Genomic DNA, 23,778 nt, shown 5'->3' on the forward strand with positions numbered 1-23,778 from the left:
AACGCTCGTCCGCGCCTCTCATATCCACAGGAAATTGCCATGCTCGGCGGGTTAGCCAAATCGCTCTTCGGATCGTCCAACGACCGGTACGTCAAATCGCTCGGCGGAATCGTCGCGAAGATCGCCTCGTTCGAACCCGCCGTTTCGGCGATGTCGGATGAGGATCTCGCCGCGCAGACGGTGAAGTTCCGCGCCCGCCTGGCCGAGGGCGAGACGCTCGACAGCCTGCTGCCGGAGGCATTTGCGACCGTGCGCGAGGCGGCCAGCCGCGTGCTGGGCCAGCGCCATTACGACGTGCAGATGATCGGCGGCATCGTGCTGCATCGCGGCGAGATCGCCGAGATGCGCACGGGCGAGGGCAAGACTCTGGTCGCCACGCTCGCCACCTATCTCAACGCGCTGCCGGGCGAGGGCGTGCACGTCATCACCGTGAACGACTATCTCGCCGCGCGCGACGCGGAGTGGATGGGGCAGGTGTACAACTTCCTCGGCCTCACCACCGGCACGATCATTCCGAACCTGACCGACCAGCAGCGCCGCGATGCCTATGCCGCCGACATCACCTACGGCACGAACAACGAATTCGGCTTCGACTATCTGCGCGACAACATGAAGTACGAGCGCAGCCAGATGGTGCAGCGCCCGTTCGCGATGGCGATCGTCGACGAGGTCGACTCGGTGCTGATCGACGAGGCGCGCACGCCGCTGATTATTTCCGGCCCGACCGACGACAAGTCCGATCTGTATCGTTCGGTCGATCTGGTCGTGAAGCAATTGGTGCCCGAGGATTACGAGAAGGACGAGAAGCAGAAGACGATCATCCTGACCGAGGACGGCACGGAGAAGGTCGAGCGCATGCTGGAGACGGCCGGGCTGCTGCAGGGCGACAATCTCTACGATTTCGAGAACACGCAGGTCGTCCATCACCTCAACCAGGCATTGCGTGCGATCGTGATGTTTAAGGCCGACACCGATTACATCGTCAAGGACGGCAAGGTCATCATCATCGACGAGTTCACTGGGCGCATGATGGACGGCCGGCGCTGGTCGGACGGCCTGCATCAGGCGGTCGAGGCCAAGGAGGGCGTGACGATCGAGCCCGAGAACCAGACGATGGCCTCGATCACCTTCCAGAACTATTTCCGCATGTACCCCAAGCTGAGCGGCATGACCGGTACGGCGGCGACCGAAGCGGCGGAATTCTACGACATCTACAAGATGAACGTCGTGACGATCCCGACCAATGTCGAGGTGAAGCGCGTCGACGAGGAAGACGAATTCTACAAGGACACCGCCGACAAATTCGCGGCGATCGCCAAGAAGATCAAGCATCATGCCGAACTCGGCCAGCCGGTGCTGGTCGGCACGGTCTCGATCGAGAAGTCCGAACTGCTCAGCGACTTCCTGGTCAAGGAAGGCGTCGAGCATAAGGTGCTGAACGCGCGCTTCCACGAGATGGAGGCGCATATCGTCGCCCAGGCCGGGCGCAAGTCGGCGGTGACGATCGCGACCAACATGGCCGGTCGCGGCACCGACATCAAATTGGGCGGCAATCTCGAATTCCGCATGCTGGACGAGCATCCCGATCTCGTGCTCGGCACGCCCGAATACGAGACGGCCGCGGCGCGCATCACGACCGAGATCGAGGCCGAGAAGCAGGCCGTGCTGGCGGCGGGCGGGCTGTTCGTGCTCGGTACCGAGCGGCATGAGAGCCGCCGCATCGACAACCAGCTGCGCGGCCGTTCGGGCCGCCAGGGCGATCCCGGCCTGTCGCGCTTCTATCTCAGCCTCGACGACGATCTGCTGCGCATCTTCGGCCCGGACACGCTGTTCGCGCGGATGATGCGCAACAATATCGGCGATGGCGAGGCGATCGGCAGCAAGTGGCTGAGCAAGGCGATCGAGACCGCGCAGAAAAAGGTCGAGGCGCGCAACTACGACATCCGCAAGCAGGTCGTCGAATATGATGACGTGATGAACGATCAGCGCAAGGTGGTGTACGAACAGCGCAGCGACATCATGGATGCCGCGACGGTCGGCGAAGTGGTCGAAGACATGCGCACCGAGACGGTCAATGCGATCGTCGGCGCGGCGTGCCCGCCAAATTCGTACCCCGAGCAATGGGACGTGGCCGGCCTGCGCGAGCGGCTCATGACGACGCTGGCGATCGATCCGCAGATCGAGGCGTGGCTGGAGGAAGAGGCGATCGATCCCGAACTGGTCGAGGAACGCGTTCGCACCCAGGCCGACGAGCAGGTCGCGGCCAAGGCGGCGCAGCTGGAGCCGGATGTATGGATCCAGGTCGAGAAGTCGATCCTTTTGCAGAATCTCGACCATCACTGGAAGGAGCATCTGGCAACGCTCGATGCGCTCCGCCAGGTCGTCCACCTGCGCGCCTATGCCCAGAAAACGCCGATCAACGAGTATAAGCAGGAAGCCTTCTCGCTGTTCGAACGCATGCTCGAGAATATCCGCGAGGACGTCACCCGTACGATCGCCTTCGCCGAATTCCAGGCGCAGCAGGCGCCGGCGTTGCCCGACCTGCCGGACTTCATCACGACGCATTTCGACCCGTTCACCGGCGACGACAACAGCAACGACGTGGATGCCGGGTCGCTCGGTCTGATCCAGACGCGCATTCCGCCACTGTCGATCCCGCAGCCCTCGGGCGAGGATTTCGGCAGCGATCCGGAGGAATGGGCGGGCAAGGTGAGCCGCAACGCGCCGTGCCCATGTGGGTCGGGCAACAAGTACAAGCATTGTCACGGCGCGGTCTGACCGGGCTTGAAGCTTACTGCTGATCAAACTCCGTCACCCTGAACTTGGTTCAGGGTCCACTGTTCCTCGCGGACCGTTGTCCGTGTGGCGCGGTGGATCCTGAAACAAGTTCAGGATGACGGCGGGTTTAAGAAGGCCGGCGGAACAAAAAAAGGGCGACCCTCGGGCCGCCCTTTTCGTGTCAGCAATCGGCGATCCGTTATTTCGGAACCACCACGCTCGGCCCGATGCTGTCGACCACCGCACGGGCGTCGAAGGCGCGGATGTTGTCGCGCGGCTTGGGACCCTTGCCGAGCACGATCTCGGCATTGGCCTCAAACTTGTCGATCGTCTGGATATCGACGCCGCGATCCCAGAAGGGGTCGCCGCCGAAGCCGTCCCACGAGCGCCAGCCGAACCCGCGACCGCGATAGCGCCAGCTCGGCCCCCAGCCGCCGAACCCGTAACCGAATCCGCCACCATAACCGAAGCCTCCGCCAATGCTCGGGGTGCTGTAGGTACGGCTGCGCAGATCGGTCTGCTTGTCGACCAGGATGAAGTTGTCGAACCCGCGCGACAGCGTCAGTTCGGCGGCGCGGAACAGCAGATACCGCTCGACCGTGTCGCGCGATGTGTAGCTGTTGCCCGAGAAACTGACGAGGTAGCGGTTCTGCTCGATCTGGCGATCGCTATAGCCGGTGCGGGCGAAGCCCGACCCGGTGGCCGGTCGATACGACGTCTCGGTCGCGCATGCGCCCAAGGCGAGGGTTGCGGTAGCGGCGAGCAACGCGCCACTGAATTTCAATCTGGACTGCGACATGACTTCCTCCGGGTGGCCGTCCCGTGCGGCGGGGCGACCGAGACCTGCTATGAGATGGGGAACGAACGATCCGGCACAAGTGTCCCGAGGAACACGCCGCAAATATCGAACGCTTTGTCTGAACACAGGCTGACGAAACTGCCATATGGCACGGGACAACGCTTTTTCAGCGCCGTCGAAAGTCTGGCTCCCTGAGTAGGATTATAACAATGCGTTCGCGGTCGTTCGCCATCATCCTCTAAGTTCGGTATTCCCCTCGGTAAGCATTGATCTGCGTTCCGCTCTTGTTCGTTGACGTTCGCTACCGATCGTGCTTTTGTGTGGGTTCTGTTGTGGGAACCCAACGCTATGGCGAAGCTCAATGTCAAATCCGTATTGTCGGCCAAGCCGGGAAGGCATGGCGATGGGGGCGGTTTATACCTGATCGTCAAACCAACCCTCGCGAGGTCGTGGATCCTGCGTGTCGTAGTCGATGGTCGCCGCCGCGACATCGGTCTCGGATCGACCGCCAAGTTATCGTTGGCAGAGGCGCGCGAGCGCGCGGCCGAGCTACGGAAGCACGCCTTAAACGGCCGCGACCCGGTTACCGAGCGTGACCGTAAGGAGTTCATCCCCAAGACGTTCAAAGAGGCGGCTCAGGCGGTGCATGAGGCGAAGAAGGCGGGGTGGGGGAGTAAGACCGCCGACGCATTTCTTTCGTCGCTGGCAGACCACGCCTACCCGATCCTCGGCGATCTGCTGGTTGAGCATATCGATGCGGCAGACGTGGCGCGGGCGCTGAAGCCGATCTGGACGAGCAAGCCGGCGATGGCCGCGAAGGTGCGCCAGCGTATCGGGTCGGTGCTGTCCTACTCGAAGGCGTCGAAGTGGAGGACGACGGAAGCACCGACGCAATCGCTTTCGCAACTGCTTAGCCGCCAGGGCGTCAGCACGCCAATGGCCGCGATGCCTTATGCCGAAGTGCCGGCGTTCATGCAGGATCTACGGATCAAGACGGAAACGATGGGGCGGCTGGCGCTGCTGTTCACGATCGCCACGGCGGCGCGGAGCGGCGAAGCTCGCAACACCCGCTGGAGCCATATCGACCTTGAGCGGCGGCTGTGGAACCGCCCGGCCGAGGTGATGAAGTCAAAGGTAGCGCACACGGTGACGCTGAACGACTTTGCCCTTGGTATCCTGCGACGCGCGGCGGCTCTACGCATTGGACAGGCGGATACGCTGGTGTTCCCGGCAAAGAGCGGCGGCGCGCTCAGCGACATGACGGTTTCCAAGATTATGCGGGACGCTGGATTGCCTTACGTCCCGCACGGGTTCCGCAGCTCGTTTCGCGATTGGGCGGCGGAGTTAATGCCGAACATTCCCGATGCAGTCGCGGAGGCGGCGCTCGCCCATGCGGTGCCCGACAAGGTAGTCGCCGCCTACAAGCGCACGCAGTTCCTCGAAATGCGCCGCCAGTTGTTGGATGGGTGGGGTGTTTACCTGTCGGGGGATAGCAACGTGCTGCCCCTGTGGGATGCGGAGCGGCGGGCGTGAGCGATCCCGAAAAGCTGGCGCGGCTGAAAGCCGGTATCGACATGATGCTGGAACCGGCGTTGTTGCTGCGGGGACGGTATGACGACGACCCTGGCCGACCGGAAGCCGCCCAGCGATTGTTGGCCGTCGCGCTCGAAATTGCCACGACGATTGTAGGGGTGGACGCGCTCGATGATGCCATGATGCGCGCAGACGATGGGGATGGCATGCTTCTTCTTGCCAATAGGCTGCCCCTCTTGAGGCCGCTTATTGATCGCAATTGGCCGTCTGACTTTTCCTATGATGCCTTGATCCGAGAGGCTTTCGCCGTCGCTGGCGGCGATGAACCCAATTTGTTTCTCAAGTTCCGGCAGTCCGTCAAAGGTAGAAGCCCATCCGCATTTGCCGAAGCAGAGTGGCAAATCAAAGCGCTCGGCTGGGAACGATTACTCAAGCGGCGCGGGGTTCGGACAAGTGATCGGCAAGCTATGGTGGGTCTTGCTTTCAAAACAGCCTGGGGCTCGATCATGAAATGGCAGAAGGCATGCGTTACCAAGTTCGGGCAGACGGAGTACGACGCAATCATGGCCGACACTGAAAACAATGGTGATTTGCTGGCCGATGGCGCTCGAATGTCCGCCGAAGAGGTGGCTCTCGCGATCCGGCGAGACGGTGCAGCATACTGCGGACTTGCTGGCTGGCGTGAGTAGCAAAGACCTTTTCCAGAAAAGGTTGAGCCTTCTCTTCCGTACTTAGAGTCCCATTCGTTTCCTTGGATTCCGCCTCGGTTCGCGTTCATCTGTGTTGTCGCCCGCTGACGAACTCCAGCGGTTAGGAGCGACACAACATGACTCAAATCACCGCGACTGTGGCCGACGCCTGCCGAATGACCGGGCTCGGCAAAACAAAACTCTATGAGCTGATGAACGCTGGGACGATCAAGTCCGTCACGGTCGGGCGGCGTCGCCTGCTCAAAGTGGACAGCCTGCATGCCTTGGTCAGCGAGGCCGCGTGAGCAATGGCACTTGCCTTGAGGAATGCGCCCACTGAAGCGCAACGAAGCCGCCCGGTTGCTGTAACCGGACGGCTCCTGAATTGTCAGCTTGGCGGCGACGATCAGGGAAATACCACCGCAACCCTTCGACTGCAACATCTGCGCCACGTTGGCGTCGTCGGCCACCATGCATTTCTCCTTTGCGATATGGCTTGGGGGGGCGCGGCATGATGTCTTTCACCAACCAGCGCGACGCGGCGCTTGCCCTGCTTAATTCGGACACTGTGCTGACCCGCAAGGCTGGCTCGTTCTTGGGCCAGCTCGCCGTCGATCAAACGCCGCTGACCAGCAAGCAACGCGAGTGGCTTGATACCCTGTTGGATCGCGCCATGCTTCCCCCTCTCGCCAATGGAGGCGAATAATGGACGGCTTTAATAGCGCTGATCTCTTCGGCACCGTCACGCATCCTGAGAATGTGACGTACCCGGATCAGCCGGGCTTCAAGGGCGAGGCCGAGACGGGCCGTGAGGCTGCTGCGGCTATCGCTCCGCACCTTGGGCGGCTTCAGCGGATTGTCCTCGGTGTCGTCACCGATCGCGGCGCGCTTGGTGTCACGCCAGAAGAGGCAGGCGAGGTCTTGGACATGGCCCGCGTCAGCGTGCAGCCCCGCTTTAGCGAGCTGAAGGCTAAGGGCCAGGTCGTCGACAGTGGTATTCGTCGGATCAACGCCAGCAGCCGCAAACGTGCTGTCGTCTATGTCCTGCCGCAGTACGCGCCAGCAGAAGAAGGGGAGAAAGCCTGTGGCTGATATCCTCCAATTCCCCCGGCGCGAAACACGGGGCGTCATCGCCGTCTACGAGTGCGGCGATCGTTTCGAGATTGGCCACGAGAGCGCCTCTGGCGGTAGCTGGGGCAGCTTCTCGAATTACGACGAGGCAGGGGAGGCGATAGCGGCCGCCCACGCGCTCAACCGCGATGTCTACGAGGGCGTGTGTGCGGTGGAAGTCTCCCCCGCCGTGCGCGCCGCTATGTCGGGGAGGGGCGCATGAGCAACCCTTTCGCGACCTACGGGGCAAGCCGTACCCGGCGCTCGATCCCCCGTGATGATGGTGCTGCGTTCCGCCAGCGGGTGGACGACGCCAAGACCCAACACAACCTCTCCGACATCATTAGACGGCACACCCACCTCAAACGCCGTAACCCGCGTGAGATGGTTGGGCTGTGCCCGTTCCATCAGGAGAAGTCGCCCAGCTTCGAGGTAAACGACGCCAAGGGCACGTTCTATTGCCACGGGTGCGGGGTGGGCGGCGACCATATGACCGTGCTGACTAAGCTCGACGGCCTGACCTTCTCCGAGGCACTGGCGATGCTGTCGGGCGATCAATTCCCGGTCGTGTCCGAGGCGGATCGTGCGAAGCGCAAGACGGCGGACGCCTCGGCGGTAGCGGAGCGGGTGGCGATCGGGCGGAACATATGGTCCCGTTCGGTCCCGGCGATCGGCACGCCGGCCGAAGTCTACGCCCGGTCGCGGGGGATCGTCATGGATCTCCCGGATAGCGTCAGGTTTGTGATGGCCCCTCGCTGGCGCAACCCGGAGACGGGCGAAGTCGGGCGGGACTATCCGGCGATGGTCTGCGCGTTGCAGGACGTGGCGGGCGAGGTCGTCGGCGTGCAGTGCGTGTTCCTCGCCGACGGTGGCCGGAAGAAATACGAGCGGGTCCGCGACGACGGCACGAAAGCCAAGGCTAAGCTGACCTTCGGGACAGTCGTAGGATCGGCATTCCGCGCAAGCAGTATGTCAAGCGCTACGCCGGTCGAGATAATCGCCTGTGAGGGGCCAGAGGATGGCCTGACGCTGGCGCAGGGGCTTCCGGGTGCATCGGTCTACGTCGCGTGCGGCACGGCGCTCCTACCTCGTCTCACGTTCCCGTCGTCGGTGCGGTCGATCGTGCTGGCCGGTGACAATAACGACGCGGGGCGGGTGGCCGTTACTAACGCCGCCGAGGCGTTCGGCGCGCAGGGCTGCACAGTGCGCGCGATGTTCCCCGCCGACGGCTTCAAGGATTGGAACGACGAACTCAGGGGGATACGAGCATGAGCGCAACACCCATCCCCCTGCACGAACGCATGGCTGGGGCGAAACCCTACAGCGCGCCCGAGGCCGAATCTGTCACGGTCAACGCCACGCCGTACCTGTGGCGCGATCCTGCCCAGATCAAGCCGCGTGAGTGGGTCTATGGCCGCTCGATCCAGCGCGGGCACGTTCGGGCAATCCTCGCCCCCGGCGCGGCTGGCAAGACGATCCTGAGCATCGGCGAGGCGCTGGCTATGGCGACAGGTCGCAGCCTGCTCGGCCAATCCGTGCCGGGTGGCCCTAAGCGGGTTTGGCTCTGGAACCTCGAAGACGATGGCGAGGAACTTGCGCGCATCATTCAGGCGGCGTGCAAGCATTGGTCGATTGGCCCCGAACACATCCGCGACAAGCTGTTTGTCGATAGCGCGCTGGAAGGCGCGGCGCTGAAGCTGGCAGTCTCGACGGCAACCGATGGGCTGGTCGTGAACCGTCCGCTGGTGACGGCCCTTACCGACGAGATGTTGGGCCGGGGAATTGACTATCTGCACGTCGATCCGTTCGTGTCGTCACACGCGGCGAATGAGAACGACAATATGGAGATCGACACGATCGCCAAGGAGTGGGCCATGGTCGCGAAGAATGCAAAAGCGGGGATCGGCCTGGCGCATCACGTCAGCAAGGCCGGTGCGGCCGAAGTTACCGCGCTCTCCGGTCGGGGTGCCGTGGCGCTGATCAACGCTTGCCGCTCGGTGATGGTCCTCAACCGTATGAGCGACGAGGAAGCCCGCGGCTGGGGCATCGAGGAAGAGCGCCGTCGCCGATACTTCCGCGTGTACGATGACAAGAACAACCGCGCGCCACCGTCCGACAAATCGGATTGGTTCACCATGGCATCGGTCAGCCTCGGCAACGGCGAGAATGACGAAGGCGATAACATGGGCGTCGTCATCCCGTGGTCGCCGCCCGACGCATTCGAGGGCGTCACTCCGGAGGATCTCTTGGCTATCCAGCGCGTGATTGACGCCGTGAGTGGCAAGGAGCGCTATCGGGCGGATGTGCAGGCAGCGGCCTGGGTGGGGAAGCTGGTGGCCGACCATTTCGGCTTGAGCGCGGAAAGCAGCGTCAAGGCCGATCGCGCCCGGATCAATAAGATTCTGGGCACATGGTTCGCGACCGGCGCGCTGCTCAGGGTCGTGGACAGGGACGCCAAGGGCAATGATCGCACCTATGTCGAAGTCGGAACATGGGCCGTTCAAGGCGTCGCCCCCACCTCTGACAAGCAGGTGGGGAAAGGTGGGGAAGTGGGGGTCCTACAGCATCCCCACCCCACCTGCCCCCCTATAGGGGCAGGGGTGGGGAGGGTAGGTGCTGGCGGCAAATATCAAGGTGGGGAAAATCGAGGTGGGGAGGCTGCTGCTATCAATCCCGCGCTGGTTCGGTCGCCGGTCGTGTTCCCTGATCGCGGGCCGGCTCGATCAACGCGGGGCATGATCCGGGCAAAGGGTGAGACAGGTGACGACTGGTCGATCTGACGGACTGCGCCGGGTTGATACAGTCCCCCGCGCAGTCCGTCTCAGGACTTGGCCAGGCGAAACGAGAATTGATGATGGGTACCATCAAGATCGACATCGAGCAGTACAAGATCGTCCGCCTTCGCCTTCACGAGCTTATGCGCCACCACAATTCCGCCGTAGCCCGATTCAGGATCGAGGGTCGTCGTCTGAATAACCTCGTTCTGGATCCCCTCCAGTGTCTTGTTGAGGCCGATCTGAGACAACGCAATCGCAGCGCCGCCCGCCGCAACACTGGCGATCTGTCCGTCCGAAAGACCAGGGCGATCAATCACGGTGCGATAGACCCTTCCGGACGGGGCATAGGTCGTCACGGTCGTATTGTTGTTCTGAGCCGCTGCGGCTGCACCAGCCAGCATCGCGTAACCGAGCTGCGACCACATAGCGCGGCTCTTCGCCATCTTGGCGAGTTCATCCGCCGTATGGCACGGAGTCCTGACAGTGTTGTGGACAACGAACATGTTTTCGATGCCGACGTTTATCGCCTTCGCGCTCTTGTTGTAGACCGCCACCTTAAATTGCAGGCGACCATGATCCATGCCCGGAAGCGGCACGACGCGAACGGCTGCGTCCGAAAGGTCGTCTTCAACTGTTGGAATGCCACGATCGTAGCGGATCGTCTGGCCGTCTGCAGCCACGGGTTTAGCAACAAGCCCCCCTGCGATTGCAGGCGTAGAAACAACCAACGCGGCGCTGAACGCCACGACACCAAATGCTTTCATTTTCAGACCCCCTTCGAACCCGCTCCCCAGCCGGGCTAACTAAAATGCTCATCGCGTCGAAGCGCGCAATTGTCCATGGCCTGTCAGTGGTTATCGAACTCAGAACGGTTCTGATCTGCTCCTAGGGCAGTGCAAAGCCGAAGCATTGGACCGCGCCGGCGAGCGACGGTATTTCGTGCGCAGGGGCATGAGGCACGGGACGCACCCGACGATAGAGCCGTTGATGCTATGGGAGTTTGGGAGATCGATTCGGTGATGCCAGCCGTGGCATGGCGCGGCGCGCCAATCGCAGGATCGTCACCGTTGCGCATAAAATTCATCGCCGACGTGCTGACTATTCGAACCGACAAGACTGACTCGACGGCGAAGATAGTGGTTGATACATGCCTTGGATGCCCTCGCCCCCGGCACAGCCGACCCTCTCGGGAACACTCCCCAAAATTAATTGTTCTTATACTGGAAACGGTATATGAGCGTCATCGGCTACCAGATGCTCATCGCTACCGGTGCCGCCTTGGATATGGAAAAATGCCGTTCGGAGGATGCATATGCCGCTGCTACAATCTCTGCACATTTGCGAGAACTGCGTGGCGATCCGAACATATGTGCTCGGCTTGTCGATGAGCACTATTCAGATGAGGTGATCGGCGATGTTGAGCCGGTCTGGTCGCTTCAGTCGAAGCGTATCAACGCCTATCGTGTGAAATATCTACTGCTTGGCCGTTGGCGGCTGATTACGGGCGCTGACTGGCCCAAAAAGCGCATCGTGGTCCTCGCGGTGATGCCTCGTGATGCTGATTACGAAAAAAACCGCGGACTGTGGGAAAGAATTGAGAATGAATATGACGAACTCGGCTTCCCGTACCTGGGACGGTGATCAGCTCAACGTTACTCGCGCTGACGGAGGCAGAGTTACGGCAACCCGCATCCAAGCCGCCGAATTGATCTTGCTGGATTTTGCTAATTCGCATCCTGTACCCGATTGCGCGCATGGGTTAGATGATTTTCTTGATCGATTTGATACCCACGAAGATATTGCTGAGCACCTTCCTGCTGCGCGTCAAGAGATTGCGCGCGAGCGGGCGACAGGTGGCAGCCCGGTGACGATCTCGACGCTGCGGCTTCAAAAAGGCATGTCCCAAATGCAGTTAGCTGAGGCAATTGGTACTAGCCAATCGATGCTTTCATTAATTGAAACACGTCGCCAGAAACCAGGTGAAGAAACTATACGGGCGCTCGCGCGGGAGCTTAACGTCTCGTTCGACGCTTTGATGGACGCCCTTGATAATGGCTGAAGCGACCATAGAAGCCTTTGTGCTATTCTGTGAGGATCTTCGCCATGAGAGTGGAGGGAAGCAGAGCCTGCTTGGTGTTTTGGGCGGCAGTTTATTCATTCCAGAAGGAACGACAGTCGTAGAGACACTGAAGGCGGTCCTTATCGCTCGCATTCAGGGAACTCGCTCCGTTGAGATAACTGTTAGCGTTCGTGCTCATATTGACGGTAAAACATTGGGACCGGATGAGGATTACAGTGCGACTTTTTCTCAGGACTCTCACGACAAAGCTGATAAATGGACATTGCAACTCGCTGCAGATCTCGCCGGGTTGAAGCTTGGAAAAGAAAACGCCATTGTGACAAGCTGCAAAATAAACGATGTTGTGGCAACGGCAAGTCTTCCACTGATCTTCGGCGACGGAATATCGATTAGAGATAGTCAGATTGAGAACGAGGTTGGCGGACAGGCTGAGCCTTTACCTATCGCTTCACGAAAATCACGTAAAAAGTCTCGAGCGAATTAGCCATCCGCCAATAGGGCACAATTAAAAGGACTTCGCGACAAGAGCGATGTTCCTCTACGCAATTCAAACGGCGGTGCGGGCCACGCTTGACGGAAACGCATCCGCACCAGCCGCGGCCTTAGCTTGGAAGCCCGAGACCCTGTATCGCGATCTAAAGATGTCATAGGTCCAGCACTTGCCGAACTTTGCCGCGCCAGAAATTTGCCCTGCAACGCTCAAGCTTTGCAGAGTGCCCTGACAGCCCGGTCATTCGTCCGACTTCTCCGATCACAGCGCTCAGCCTGATACGTCGCCACATGGTACCCTTTCTTTGCGCTGCGCGTCGGCGTCGATCGAAATGCTATTGGCACTATTGGCACTAATGGCATGGGGTGTCTCGCTTCATCTCCCCGCCAGCCCCCTCGCGCGGCGTAGGCTAAAAAAGGTCTATCTATCTATCTAACTATTTTGAGAGAGGGCGTGAGGCGCTGACGGTCCATGCCATTAGTGCCGTTAGTGCCAATAGGTCGGCCGCTGCGCTCTGCGGGGCATGAGGAAAGATGCCTTAACCGATCTCCCTGCCGCCATTTCTACAAGCAAGCGCGCGTGCGCGCGTTATATATATATAGAATATAAGGGGCGGCTAAGCAGTGCCGATTGATCTTGGCCGCGAGCGTTCGAAAGGCAAAAGAATGAGTTCACGCCGCCCCCCAGGGATTCAACCGCCGCGTCACGTCTCGAATTCGTTTGGTAGTCGGCCGCCTTGGCGTGATGGGTTCGCTCCGCCTGAAATGCGCCCGAGTGAGACGACGCTCGTCTTCAAAGCCCAACAATGCCCTGTCGTTAACCTCGATCCGGTCGAGCCAGGGGTGCCGATGTACAAATACGTCGATCTCTCGCACGCCCATCATTTGGAACGAGGCTCGATTAAGATCGGAACACTTCGTAGTTACGGCCTTCTCGAAAGCGAAAGGAGAGACGCCGAAGAGCATTCGATATTTCGACCGGGCAGTGACCTTCGTGCCGGCAACCCGAAACATCGCGCGTATCTGGAAGGATCTGGGCTCTTTGCTTTTAGTGGCGAGGGTCGCCAGTCCTCCATTAAAAATGTCAACATCGAGACAACCGGCAGCGACCTGAATTGCGTATGTTTCTCCGAGGCGGATGATTGCGGGAAGGGCTTCGGTGCCGAGCAAGCTCTCTTTCGCATTGACGATCCGGCAGCGCTCGCTGAGCGTTTAACTATCGTGGCGGGAATACGAAGCCCGTGGCACATCGGCCGCGTACGCTACAAAGAGCGGGTTGCAAATCTGAATGGTGACGAAGCCGAGCAGCCGAACCCATTTGTTAAACCGGCGCGGTTCTCGGGTGAGCAAGAGGTTCGGATCATATGGGAGAACCCTACCGATAGTGAACTGTCGATCATTTGTGGAAGCGCGGACGCTCAAATTGCAAAGCTCATGACACGCATTAGGTAACGGTTGGGCCTGCACACTCTAAAGTAGACCGAATTAGAAATGGCCCCACCGCCTCCAGTGGGGCCGCTTCGCTACCGCTCTGTTTTGGCGGTCAACGATAATCGTCGGGGTCGTCGTCTTCGCCGGGATCCGCAAGCGGACAACCGGGCTGCGCGTGGTGGTCGAGCCAGTGCGACCAAAAATCGTCTTCGGCATTTTCGCCATCCCGCTCGTCGCCGTTCGGCTCCAAGTCGTCGTCGCCGTCGATCTCGTCCAGGCGCTCAATCAGCCGTTCGGTGAGGCGTGATAGCATCGGGCGTGAAAGCGATGGGATGACGCGCAGCATCGGCGCGAGTTGGTCGAGTTGCAGGACACTCGCCATCACTGCACCTCTCCATTCTGGCGCTGCTCGATCGTCCAGCGGACGGCCTCGACGCGCTCGGGCTTGCCGACGATCTCGGCCATGATCGGCGTCAGCTCGTCGGCGGGACAATCCTGCACGACTAGCCAGAGCTTGCGGCCGGAGGCGAGGGCATAACCCCCGCCGATCGCGACCAGTGCGGACAGCCAAGCGGCTGCGTCGAAGGTGGGGCGCATCTGCGTTGCCATCGCTCAGCCCTCCACCACGCCGGTGCGCATCCGGCGCTTGAAGAACACACGGTTTGCCTCGTCGCGAAACTCCGGCCCGATCGCTTCGTGATCTTCATCGGTCTCGCAGCACAAGAAGTCGAACAGGGTATCTGTGGCTATCAGAAGCGCTTCGGCCTGCAAATCAACGCCGCCGCCTGTCTGGTCGTGGGCCGCGCCTACGATATGGAATTGAAGCGTCATCGCTTCGCGCCGTGTGTCCGGCACCTGATAAAGCAGGGCCATGCGGAGGGCGTCAATTTCTCTGCCCAAAACGTGCATTGCGGCCTCGGCTTCCCATCGTTCGCGAGCGGACCCATGCGTCCGCGCTTCGCTTTCGGCGTTGCTGACGGTCACGAGTTCAGCGGATGCTTGCTCGAAGCGAGTGTGGAGCGCGTTGATGCACGATGGCATGACGGCGTTGGTGGCGGTCTTCATCGCTCAAGCCTCCCGCGCTGCAAGCCGGCGAACGTCGGCGATGACGGCAAAGGCGTCGTACCTGTCGAGATGATCCGCATCGGGATACTCGCTCAAGATCAGCTCACACTTCTCGGCGAGGGCCGCGAGCGAGGGGGCGGGGTGTTTGGTCAATGCCTGCAACGCGCTGCCGGAAGCATTGTGCGCCACGTCGAAAGCGGCGTCGTCGGAAGCTGGTACGCTGTTCAGGACGGCAATGGCGGTCTTATATTCTCCGACAAGGCGCTTCCATTCGGTCTCGCGCTCGGGCGTGTTGGTGGTATGTATGGTCATATTCGTGATCCTCGGTCCTGAGGGTTGCGATAGGGCCGGGGCGGTGTTGCAAGCGCCGCCTCGTCCCGTTTGCTTAACCGGAATAGTTAAGACCGTATTGAATTGCGTGTTCTATTGGCTTGCGTCAACCCCTAAAGCGTATTAAATATGCGTTATGGCAATCACACCAACGCAATCGCGCATGGCGCGGGCGGCTTTAGGGCTGTCGATCATCGATCTAGGCAAAGCGGCTGGTGTCCGCGCGGCGACGGTGTCGAACTTCGAAAGCGGGGGTGATGCTTACGCTTCCACAATTGCTAAGCTGCAAACGGCGCTGGAGACCCGGGGGGTCGCCTTCGTCGGCGACGGGGAAGCTTCGCTAAATGGGGGCGAAGGGGTTCGTCTACGTCTGTAATGTTCCTGACTGGGGAGCCATGCCTAGGGCTTAAGGCGCTATGAATCCTTCGTAAACTTGAACCACACTAGCCTAGTGCCCACGCCGGAAACCACACGCTAACCCCGAGCGAACCAAATTTGACAAAGTTGGAACGCTGCCGCAGCCTGCCGCAATGCGCTCAGTTGCTCGTATCGTTGGCATTGTCTGGATGGCGGCTTGCGTCTGCCTGTGGCTATGGGCCGGCGCTGGCGCGACTGTTGGCGATGGGGCGAGCTGGGCGGCACCCGGGATGTTGCGTGATAGCCGTCTGGGCATAACCTTGCTCCCGATCTTGCTGGGTGGCGTAGGCTTCCTCATATGGAATTGGGGCCGCAAGACCTCGCTCTAGTTCGGTCGCGCTGTCGCGCTATACTTGCCCCAAGCTGACATTTGTTAACGCGGTACAGCCCGCGCCGCTTGTCGCGCATCGGTGCCAGTTGCGAGGATGAATTCGCTGGACTTTTGCCCCACCTTCCGCTAGGGAATTGGTACGGGACACCCCTTCGCGGATCCTGCTTTTTTGGCCCTTTTACCCAGAAGCAGAGACAGCGCCGATGTCCCTTGAACCCAGCAGCAGCCCTGAATCCGGTCGGTCATTTGTTCACGACGGCAAGGTTCATTTTCGCGCGAACTCGGACTTAATCGCGAGGGCGGAGGCTTTCGCCGATCGCGAGGGCATGAGCCTGTCGGAGTTGATCCGCGCCGCCCTTCGCCGCGAACTGCGAGAGGCGGCATAATGAGCCAAACTCTCCTTCAAGCCGCAGCCAACGGATCGCGCGAGGCCCAATCGGTTATGATCGACGAGACGCTCGACGCAATGGCGGACGCGCCGGAGGCGGTGGCGGAGGGCTTGGGCATTGCCGAGGTGTGGGCGCGCATGGCCGCGTCGCATGGTGCCATCGTGGACGTTCGCCGTCTGGTCGCGGTCCTGATGGTGCGGGCGAACTATGAGCGGTCCATCGGTGCGGATGATCTCGCGGACAGCGTGGACGCCGAAGCGATCGGTCTGCTCGACGTCCTGGCCGAGGCCGGCGACGAGAACGCCGGGGCGGCGCTGGCTAGCTGCGGAGATTACATGCCGGCCGGGGCGTTCGCACGGCTTCGCGAAATTCAGGCGTGTGCGGCGTGAGCGCTGATGCGTTCAGCGTTGCGCACAGCATGGCAGTCGATGCCCTGAACGGCACGGACGCGCAATATTGCTTTCTCGTCGGCGCTGACTTCCTCGCCCACGTCGAGCGGCCCGACGCCGATCTGACTGACGACGACGCTTACGGCATCGTGCAACTCGGCATTATTTTGATCGAGGCTGCTGCGATCAGCGGTGAACCGTCCGCGCGGAACTGCCTGATCCTGTTCCGCGACGAGATCGAATATTTGCGAGCCGGCCAGATCGGTCCCGCTCGCCTCACTCTTGCCTCCTGTTGAAAGGGCCAAAGATGGCATTCGGAAAACTGCGCATCGTTCCCGCCGATCCCAACCCGTCGACCGACGCGGGAATGGAGAAGTCCCGCAATCAACATCGGTTGGCGATGGGTATCGGCGTGGGGGCGGGCGGATACGCCCAGCCATCTCCCTACATGATCGATGAACGCGGGGCGCTGGCTCCGATCGGCGATTACATCCCCGGCGCTGCCGCACCTGTCGGGAGCGCCGCCGGAGACGCGCAGGGCATGCAAGGGCTGCTCGCGCCGCATATGGCCCAGCCTGCCCCGCCAGCCCAGCCTAGCGGCCCGCTGCTGATCGACGCCATGGGAGACGCGCAGCCTGCACCGAGCGTGCTTCAGGACGCTATCAACACCCGCGCTCCGACGCCCGAAGTTAAGAGGCCCAGCTTCTTCGGCAAGGGGGGGCTTGGCTGGGATATTCTCGGCACCGCGCTCGATATTGGCTCTGGCCTCGGAGGGGGCAAGGCGATGTATTGGGACACCAAGATCGCGCGCCGAGACAAGGAGCGAGAAGATACCCGGAAGGACGCGGCGCTGCGCATCCAGCAGGCTCGCGAAGACCGTATCGCGCGACGGCCGATCCTCCAGAACATGCCCAACGTCGGGTTGGTTGCGGTCGATCCGGACACGCTCAACACGCAGACGGTCACGCCGTATCGATCGGCAGGGCAAGCTTATGTCGAGGATGGCTTGGGCCTAACCCGAGATAATCCCGAATATCACAAGGCACTGGCGGACTTTACGCTGAAGTCTTTCGGCCCGACTGCGTTGCAGGCGCGCGCCGACTTGCAGGACGACCGCCAACAGGCACAGGAGGACATCCTTCGCGACCGCTACGGCTATCAGACGGGGCTTGCCGACCATCGCGAGGGACTGGTGCGCGGTCGCCCCAGCAGGGCACATCCAAGCGGCGGCAATGGTGCGCCGAAGAGCGCCAGTGCGGTAATCGCCCCGATCCTGCTGAAGATGTCGCGCGGCCAGCCTCTCACGCCGGCTGAGCAATCGACGCTGGATTACCAGCGCGCCGGGCGCGGTGGGCGTCCTGCCGGGGGCAGCGCGCCGACTGCCGCACCGACCCAGACCCGCCGTGATCCGAGGACCGGGCGCACAATCCAGCTCATCAATGGGCAGTGGATGGAGAATAAGGGCGGACGCATGGTGGCTGCACAATGAGCGGCACCCCTCCGCCGCCTCCTGGCTTTACGGAGATCGTCCCGACCGGTGCGCCCCCGCCGCGCGTGCCTCGCGCTGCCGCCAATGTCCCCCCGCCGCCTCCGGGGTTTGACGAGATTGTCGAAGAGCATCCGACAGGCGCGTTGCATGACGGCGACACGTTCCGCATGACCAGTGGTGTCAACGGGCGTCTGTACGGGGTGGACGCGTTCGAATTGGGGCAGACGGGCCGCTCTCCCACCGGCGACGCGGTGCCACTCGGTCAGCTCGCGCGCAGCGCGTTCGCGCCATTCGCGCAGCCTTCGGCAACGGTGGGCCGGGTTGGGCCGTCCACCTATGGCCGTCCGGTCGTCACGCTCGACAATGGCGGTGATGCTGGCACGGCCATGCTCAAGCAGGGTTGGGGGCTGGCGACGCCGGAATACCTGAAGGCCGATCCCTCCCGGCTGCATGATTACATGGAGGCAGAGCGCGATGCGCGGCTCAATCGCCGTGGCGCGTTCGGAAACACCTTTCAGGCCCCGTCCACCTTCCGGCATGGCGCACCAGACCCGTGGGCAAGGGCGGATTATCGCGACACGGCCAAGCCGGGTGACACGGCCGTTTTTTGGGACGAGGCCACGCCATTCCAAGGGCTGCGGCCTGACATCGCGGCTGGCTATGTCGCGGTAACGGACGATCCGAAGTCAACGCCAGCGGACGCGATGGCCTACGCCAAAGCGCACGGCTTCGACCTCGACCCGGCCGATGTCGCGAAGTTCTACTCTGCCCGGGCCAAGGGTGGCAGGCCATCGGGCGGCGTCACCTACAAGGATGCTCCGCGCGTCCTGACCGATCCCGGCGACGGTAAGCTCGGCACGACGCTGCGCGGTGTAGCGGACCCGCTCAACATGCTGGATGAAGCCGGCGCGGTCGTGGACACGCTCGGCGGCACTGGCGGGCGCGAAAGTCTGTTCAACTCCGATCGCCGGTTCGGCGACATCCTCGCCAACAATCTCGACCAGAACCGATCGATCCTCGCGCACGATGATGCATCGCACCCTTACTACCGAATGGGCGGGCAGATCGCGGGCGGGCTGGTGCTGCCTGGGGCCGCTGTCGAGGGCGTGGGGTTCAACGCTGCTCGTGCGGCGATCCGTAACGGGGCGACGCGCTATGCCGCAGAGCTGGCCGCAAAGACTGCTGTTCGTAACCGGTTGATCATCGGCGGCGCTGCCGAGGGTGGAGCCTCGGGCTTCGGTACAGGCGAAAACTGGACCGATCGCGGCACGGGGGCGCTGGTCGGGGCGGGTGTTGGTGGCACGCTCGGGGCAGTCGCTGGGACGGCGGGGCAGGCTATCGTGGACGCCACCACGGGACGAACGGCATTAAGGGCCGCGACCCTCGCCGAACAGCTACAGCGTGACCGCGAATTGACCGGCACGGCGCGGCAAGCGACTGCGGGACCAAGCCCTGCTGATCTGGCCGGCCGGATGCAGGATAGCGCCGATCTCGTGGTGCGTGCCAAGGCCGCGATTGCTCGTCAGCCGGGCATGATCGCGATGGACGCGGAACACGGCTCTGAAATACTGCAAGCGCCCGATCTCATGGAGCCAAGCCGCGCCGTTGATCGCATCGACGTGAACGCCCGCGCCGCGCCGCTGCTCGGCGATGTCACCGAAGCACAGCGTGCGGCGCAAGCCACGAGGATCAGCCCGCGCGACGTGCTGCCGATCCCGTCGAACACAGTCGCCAGCGAGGAAGAGGCGGCACGCATCGGCGCGGGGATGTACCAGCCGGTCAAGGCACCGAACGAGGCGAACGCACTCAGCTCGCGCAGCATCCCGTCGCCGACTGATGGGACGAAGACGATTGCTAAGCGTGGCCCGCTCGATCTGGTGTCCTGGCTGCGATCGCAAGGCGGCATCCGCGCGCAGGGCGGCGAGCTTGAGCATTACGGCATCGGCAATGCGCCCCGCACCGGTATGGACTTTGCGGGCGGGGAAAACCGCTTCGGCCCGCTCGTCTCAAACAACGGCATGACTTACGACGAGGCAACAATGCGCGCTCACGAGGCGGGGTTCTTTCCCGATCATGCAGAGCGTCCGACTGTCTCCGAATTTCTCGACACGCTGAACGCCACGCACACCGGGCGTAATCGCGCCTTCCGGTCTGAGGATTTGCCGGAGGTGGACGCCTTTGAATCTCAGCGCGCGCTGCGTCATTCGGTAGAGGGTGCCCGAGAGCGTGGCGCTCCGCTGGTCGAGGATCGCGGCCAGCCGGTCGATCTGGCCGATCTCGATCGCAACGCGCCGCCTGTGACGGCCTATGAGGAATGGGGCGAGAATGCCCCGCGCATGGCGGGCAACCTGCGCCTGGACAAGCTGGACAGCCCTCAGTCGATCAAGCGGGCGCTAACGGATACGCACGCCCGCGTCGGCGGGTTCGATGCTGCTACGCGTGGCCGGATCACGCACGCCGAAACGGAGCGGCTTGCGGGCGAACTCGGCATGACCGCCGACGATCTGCTGAAGCGCCGCAAGGGGCAATCGCTCAACGCGGAGGAGGCGTTGGCATCGCGCCAGATCCTCGCGCAGTCGTCCACCGATCTCGTCAACATGGCGCGGCGCATGGCGGCAATGGACAATCCCGGCGACGAGCTTGAAGCCAATTTCCGGCAGGCATGGGTGCGCCACGTCGCCATTCAGGAACAGGTCGCAGGGATGACGGCGGAAGCTGGCCGCGCTCTGTCGGCGTTCCGCATGACGGCGGACAGCCGGGCGCTCGGGTCGCGGGTGCTGCCAAGCCTCGGCGACATCGCGGGCGGCACGGCGCGGCTGAAGGATGTAGCCAACAAGATCGTTGATCTCGAAAAGTCGGGCGTCGGGCCAGGAGGTATCAACCAGTTCTCGGCCAAGGCGCTACAGCCTCGGTTCCGCGATATGGCGGTCGAGCTATACTACAACATGCTGCTCTCAGGGCCAAGAACGCACGCGGTCAACGTACTGTCGAACACTATCACCGCGCTCGGTCAATTACCGGAGCATGGCTTGGCGGCAGGCATCGGCGGCATTGCCAACGTTGCGCGGCGCGCGATCGGGAAGGCGGACGCTGAGGCGGTCCTGTTCGGCGAGATTGGTTCGCGAGCAGCCGGGATGATCCAAGGCGCTCGCGAGGGCATGCGGGAGGCGGCACGCACGTTCGCGTCAGGCGCTCCGCGTGATGCCGTGACGAAGATGGAGCAGCAGTCCCAAGAGGCTATCGGCGGTATGGCGGGAAAGATCATCCGCACGCCCACCCGTGCGCTCGCTGCTGAGGATGAGTTCTTCAAGGCGGTTGCGCGTCGGTCGGAGTTGGCCGGGCTGGTCATGCGCACCGCGAAGTCCGAGGGCTTGAAGGGTGATGCGCTGCGCAAGCGGGCGGCGGAGTTGGTCGCGAACCCGACCGGCGATTTGCTGACAAAGTCGTTCGACTATGCGCGTTACGTCACGTTCCAACAGCCGCTTGGCCCTGTTGGGCAGAAGATCACGGGCGTTACCGAGTCGATGCCGATCCTGAAGCTCATCGTCCCGTTCGTCCGCACGCCGACCAATATCCTGAAATATGCGATCGAGCGTTCGCCTGGTGCCGTCGTTCTGAAAGAATGGCGACGGGACATCGCAGCGGGTGGCCCGAAGCGGGATCTTGCTCTGGCAAGGGTCACCATGGGCACGGGCATCGCCGCGACGATATATCAGATGGCTGCGGCTGGACAGATCACGGGCGGTGGGCCTGCGGATGAAAGCGCGTTGCGGCTCCTGAAGGCGGACGGCTGGCAACCATACAGCTTCAAGATCGGCGACAAGTATTACAGCTATCAGCGCCTCGATCCCTATTCGACCGTTATCGGGACTGCCGCTGATCTGGTCGACCAAGAGCGTTACATGACGGACAAGCAGCGTGAGAACGCCAGCTTTGAAGTTGGCGCGGCTATCCTCAAGAACCTGTCGAACAAGACGTGGCTGTCTGGGATGAGTTCGGCGCTAGAGGCATTGAACGATCCCGACCGTAGCGCGGAAAGCTTCTTCTCGCGTACGGCCGGAAGCATCGTCGTACCGACGCTCGCCGCACAGGTGGCACAAGTCTCCGATCCCGTACTGCGCCAAGCCAGCGGGCCGGCCGATCGCATCAGATCGCGAATCCCAGGCTTGAGCGATAGTCTCCGACCACGGCGCGACGTGTTCGGACGTCCAGTCGAGGCGGGCGGCGGGCTTGGCCCCGACATCGTTTCGCCAATCTGGACTAGCCAGGCGAAAAACGATCCGGTCGTTGCCGCGCTGCTCGACAGCGGAGCGAAGATGTCGCCACCGGGCAAAGCCAAGATGACGGATGAGGACTACGACCGCTTCCAGGAGCGGGCCGGGGCTGAGGTGCACCGCAAGCTGGCCGAACTGGTCCGCACGCCGGAATGGAAGCGGCTGCCGCAAGAGGATCGCGCCGACGAGGTTAGCAACGTGGTGAAGAAGGCTCGCAAGCTGGTGAAGGTCAGCATGTTCGGCCAGGCGATGCGCGCCGTCCCGCGCCGATCGGCCGCAATGCCTCCGCCGCCTCCAGGGTTTACTGAGGTAGTGCCGCCAGCGCCCCCCGGCTTCAGCGAGGTCGTGCGGTAGTTGTGAGGGCATTAGCTTTCGATGCGAACATGGTGGCTAACCCATGCCTGATCGCGATCAATGGCGAAACGATCTGACCCTGTTAACCGGCGTGACGGGGGATCATCATGACGAGAACGAGGACGCTCGAGGAAACGCGTACGCTTGACGACGAGCGCGTCGCGCTGCGCATCGAGCTTCATTTGCTCCGCGAGCGCGGTGGCGATTCCGCCGAGATAGGCGAGGGGGAATTGCGGTTGAAAGAGTTGAGCCGCCTTATCGCTGCGCGGATCGCCGGCAAAGCCTGAACAGGCGCGCAAATTATCTCTTGAGAATGTGGTGACGCAGCGCAACCGTGCGAAAACGTTAAGCATATTGCCGTAAGGAATTCCCTGCAAAAGCAGGCGGTTCTATGATGATGACGATCTTAATGGCAGTCTTCGGCGTTGGCATAGCGGGAGCCGCAATCTTCGCAGCTCGAGCAATGAAGCGCGAGGCGTCGCGACGGGCACGCATAAAGCGCCGTGAACAGCGGAGAAATGACATTATCTTCGTGCCTGGCGTGGAAGATCGGCGCTGACACTGGGCGTAAATGGGATCTACGCGTTGTGCTGCATAGCATGGTCGCGCGAGCAGGTTAATAAAAGGCTTGATGGGAGACCCTTATTCGTGACCTCCTTTGATCATGTCCCTCTCGCTTTAGGTGTTCAAATCGCCAGCTGGGTGATCGGTCGATCATTAAAGGCTCCTACAGAAGCCTCCATATGGACAGGATGCTTCGCTGGTGCGGCCGTTTGCATTATGCGCGAGATCACACAGCGCGAATACCAGTGGATCGAGAAATTTGGCGCGGGTCGCCGTGCTAATATGCCGGGACTTGAAGGGCTAAAGTTTTGGGAATGGAATAGCCATTCGATCTACGAAACGCTTATTGCGATAGCTGCATCAGTTATACTCGCAATTATCGTCTCGGTGATGGCCAGGCGTTGAGGAAAGCGCGTGCGGCAATTGCTGGCAAGGCTTGAGAGACAAGTTCCAGCAAGGAAATTCGGTTACGTACCCGTCTCGCTCTTCG

At 61.8% G+C, this 23,778-nt stretch carries 27 protein-coding genes; 20 read left to right on the top strand and 7 right to left on the bottom strand.

Features of this window, described 5'->3' with window-relative positions; genetic code table 11:
• Positions 1–39 precede the first annotated feature (39 nt).
• Positions 40–2,778, top strand: coding sequence for a preprotein translocase subunit SecA (secA, locus tag ASG11_RS09820; RefSeq protein ID WP_055778380.1), 2,739 nt, complete (start codon positions 40–42; stop codon positions 2,776–2,778).
• 199 nt (positions 2,779–2,977) lie between these two features.
• Here secA and ASG11_RS09825 read toward each other — a convergent pair whose 3' ends face one another.
• A complete protein-coding gene (locus ASG11_RS09825) occupies positions 2,978–3,577 on the bottom strand; it encodes a CC0125/CC1285 family lipoprotein (protein ID WP_055778383.1) in 600 nt (199 codons plus the stop codon).
• 348 nt (positions 3,578–3,925) lie between these two features.
• Between ASG11_RS09825 and ASG11_RS09830 the strand changes: the two genes are divergently transcribed.
• The 8 genes from ASG11_RS09830 (at position 3,926) to ASG11_RS09865 (ending at position 9,689) form a co-directional block, all read left to right on the top strand.
• Positions 3,926–5,110, top strand: a complete 1,185-nt coding sequence (locus tag ASG11_RS09830; RefSeq protein WP_055778385.1) for a tyrosine-type recombinase/integrase — start codon at positions 3,926–3,928, stop codon at positions 5,108–5,110.
• Positions 5,107–5,799: a hypothetical protein gene (locus ASG11_RS09835; protein WP_156363714.1), complete on the top strand. Its 693-nt coding sequence runs from the start codon at positions 5,107–5,109 to the stop codon at positions 5,797–5,799. The genes ASG11_RS09830 and ASG11_RS09835 overlap by 4 nt, the downstream gene beginning before the upstream one ends.
• Before the next feature lie 137 nt (positions 5,800–5,936).
• Positions 5,937–6,104, top strand: coding sequence for a helix-turn-helix domain-containing protein (locus tag ASG11_RS09840; protein ID WP_082472696.1), 168 nt, complete (start codon positions 5,937–5,939; stop codon positions 6,102–6,104).
• Between the two features lie 206 nt (positions 6,105–6,310).
• Positions 6,311–6,505: a hypothetical protein gene (locus ASG11_RS09845; RefSeq protein WP_055778395.1), complete on the top strand. Its 195-nt coding sequence runs from the start codon at positions 6,311–6,313 to the stop codon at positions 6,503–6,505.
• Positions 6,505–6,891, top strand: a complete 387-nt coding sequence (locus ASG11_RS09850) for a hypothetical protein (protein ID WP_055778397.1) — start codon at positions 6,505–6,507, stop codon at positions 6,889–6,891. Before ASG11_RS09845 ends, ASG11_RS09850 begins: the two co-directional genes overlap by 1 nt.
• Positions 6,884–7,132, top strand: coding sequence for a hypothetical protein (locus ASG11_RS09855; RefSeq protein WP_055778399.1), 249 nt, complete (start codon positions 6,884–6,886; stop codon positions 7,130–7,132). Before ASG11_RS09850 ends, ASG11_RS09855 begins: the two co-directional genes overlap by 8 nt.
• Positions 7,129–8,181 carry a CHC2 zinc finger domain-containing protein gene (locus ASG11_RS09860; RefSeq protein WP_055778401.1) on the top strand — a complete coding sequence of 351 codons (1,053 nt, stop codon included), beginning with the start codon at positions 7,129–7,131 and terminating at the stop codon, positions 8,179–8,181. Before ASG11_RS09855 ends, ASG11_RS09860 begins: the two co-directional genes overlap by 4 nt.
• Complete coding sequence (locus tag ASG11_RS09865; RefSeq protein WP_055778403.1) at positions 8,178–9,689, top strand: AAA family ATPase; 1,512 nt, start codon at positions 8,178–8,180, stop codon at positions 9,687–9,689. Before ASG11_RS09860 ends, ASG11_RS09865 begins: the two co-directional genes overlap by 4 nt.
• 41 nt (positions 9,690–9,730) lie before the next feature.
• Here the strand turns inward: ASG11_RS09865 and ASG11_RS09870 are convergent, their stop codons facing one another.
• Positions 9,731–10,450 (bottom strand): hypothetical protein, encoded by a 720-nt coding sequence (locus tag ASG11_RS09870; RefSeq protein ID WP_156363715.1) that lies wholly within the window; start codon positions 10,448–10,450, stop codon positions 9,731–9,733.
• Positions 10,451–10,919: 469 nt separating this feature from the next.
• Here ASG11_RS09870 and ASG11_RS18725 point away from each other — a divergent pair, with 469 nt between their 5' ends.
• From ASG11_RS18725 to ASG11_RS09880, 4 genes are all read left to right on the top strand, one after another.
• Positions 10,920–11,327, top strand: coding sequence for a hypothetical protein (locus ASG11_RS18725; protein WP_055778409.1), 408 nt, complete (start codon positions 10,920–10,922; stop codon positions 11,325–11,327).
• Entirely contained in the window at positions 11,287–11,745 is a 459-nt protein-coding gene (locus tag ASG11_RS18385) for a helix-turn-helix domain-containing protein (protein WP_168371723.1), read from the top strand. The genes ASG11_RS18725 and ASG11_RS18385 overlap by 41 nt, the downstream gene beginning before the upstream one ends.
• A complete protein-coding gene (locus tag ASG11_RS18730) occupies positions 11,738–12,250 on the top strand; it encodes a hypothetical protein (protein ID WP_156363716.1) in 513 nt (170 codons plus the stop codon). Before ASG11_RS18385 ends, ASG11_RS18730 begins: the two co-directional genes overlap by 8 nt.
• 854 nt (positions 12,251–13,104) lie before the next feature.
• Positions 13,105–13,707 carry a hypothetical protein gene (locus tag ASG11_RS09880; protein ID WP_156363717.1) on the top strand — a complete coding sequence of 201 codons (603 nt, stop codon included), beginning with the start codon at positions 13,105–13,107 and terminating at the stop codon, positions 13,705–13,707.
• A 91-nt stretch (positions 13,708–13,798) separates the two neighbouring features.
• On the opposite strand, the gene ASG11_RS09885 is transcribed toward ASG11_RS09880, so the two are convergent.
• Genes ASG11_RS09885 through ASG11_RS09900 form a run of 4 tightly spaced genes read right to left on the bottom strand, consistent with a single transcriptional unit; the run spans position 13,799 to position 15,063 of the window.
• A complete protein-coding gene (locus ASG11_RS09885) occupies positions 13,799–14,068 on the bottom strand; it encodes a hypothetical protein (protein ID WP_055778415.1) in 270 nt (89 codons plus the stop codon).
• On the bottom strand, positions 14,068–14,295 hold the full coding sequence (locus ASG11_RS09890; protein WP_055778417.1) for a hypothetical protein: 228 nt from the start codon (positions 14,293–14,295) through the stop codon (positions 14,068–14,070). The genes ASG11_RS09885 and ASG11_RS09890 overlap by 1 nt, the downstream gene beginning before the upstream one ends.
• A gap of 3 nt (positions 14,296–14,298) precedes the next feature.
• A complete protein-coding gene (locus ASG11_RS09895; protein ID WP_055778420.1) occupies positions 14,299–14,751 on the bottom strand; it encodes a hypothetical protein in 453 nt (150 codons plus the stop codon).
• A 3-nt stretch (positions 14,752–14,754) separates the two neighbouring features.
• Positions 14,755–15,063, bottom strand: coding sequence for a hypothetical protein (locus tag ASG11_RS09900; protein ID WP_055778422.1), 309 nt, complete (start codon positions 15,061–15,063; stop codon positions 14,755–14,757).
• 181 nt (positions 15,064–15,244) lie between these two features.
• Here ASG11_RS09900 and ASG11_RS09905 point away from each other — a divergent pair, with 181 nt between their 5' ends.
• From ASG11_RS09905 to ASG11_RS09935, 6 genes are all read left to right on the top strand, one after another.
• Positions 15,245–15,457 carry a helix-turn-helix domain-containing protein gene (locus ASG11_RS09905; RefSeq protein ID WP_236697507.1) on the top strand — a complete coding sequence of 71 codons (213 nt, stop codon included), beginning with the start codon at positions 15,245–15,247 and terminating at the stop codon, positions 15,455–15,457.
• Positions 15,458–16,032: 575 nt separating this feature from the next.
• The gene (locus tag ASG11_RS09915; RefSeq protein WP_055778433.1) at positions 16,033–16,215 is read left to right on the top strand and encodes a ribbon-helix-helix protein, CopG family; all 183 of its coding nucleotides are present in this window, start codon (positions 16,033–16,035) and stop codon (positions 16,213–16,215) included.
• Entirely contained in the window at positions 16,215–16,607 is a 393-nt protein-coding gene (locus ASG11_RS09920) for a hypothetical protein (protein WP_156363718.1), read from the top strand. Before ASG11_RS09915 ends, ASG11_RS09920 begins: the two co-directional genes overlap by 1 nt.
• Positions 16,604–16,903 (top strand): hypothetical protein, encoded by a 300-nt coding sequence (locus ASG11_RS09925; RefSeq protein WP_055778439.1) that lies wholly within the window; start codon positions 16,604–16,606, stop codon positions 16,901–16,903. The genes ASG11_RS09920 and ASG11_RS09925 overlap by 4 nt, the downstream gene beginning before the upstream one ends.
• Positions 16,904–16,914: 11 nt before the next feature.
• Positions 16,915–18,096: a hypothetical protein gene (locus ASG11_RS09930; protein ID WP_156363719.1), complete on the top strand. Its 1,182-nt coding sequence runs from the start codon at positions 16,915–16,917 to the stop codon at positions 18,094–18,096.
• A complete protein-coding gene (locus ASG11_RS09935; protein ID WP_156363720.1) occupies positions 18,093–22,724 on the top strand; it encodes a thermonuclease family protein in 4,632 nt (1,543 codons plus the stop codon). The genes ASG11_RS09930 and ASG11_RS09935 overlap by 4 nt, the downstream gene beginning before the upstream one ends.
• Before the next feature lie 11 nt (positions 22,725–22,735).
• On the opposite strand, the gene ASG11_RS18735 is transcribed toward ASG11_RS09935, so the two are convergent.
• A complete protein-coding gene (locus ASG11_RS18735; protein WP_236697448.1) occupies positions 22,736–23,077 on the bottom strand; it encodes a hypothetical protein in 342 nt (113 codons plus the stop codon).
• Positions 23,078–23,372: 295 nt separating this feature from the next.
• Here ASG11_RS18735 and ASG11_RS18390 point away from each other — a divergent pair, with 295 nt between their 5' ends.
• Positions 23,373–23,693: a hypothetical protein gene (locus ASG11_RS18390; protein ID WP_082472813.1), complete on the top strand. Its 321-nt coding sequence runs from the start codon at positions 23,373–23,375 to the stop codon at positions 23,691–23,693.
• The last annotated feature ends 85 nt before the right edge of the window (positions 23,694–23,778 follow it).

The sequence above is a fragment of the Sphingomonas sp. Leaf357 genome (assembly GCF_001423845.1).
GTDB lineage: Bacteria > Pseudomonadota > Alphaproteobacteria > Sphingomonadales > Sphingomonadaceae > Sphingomonas.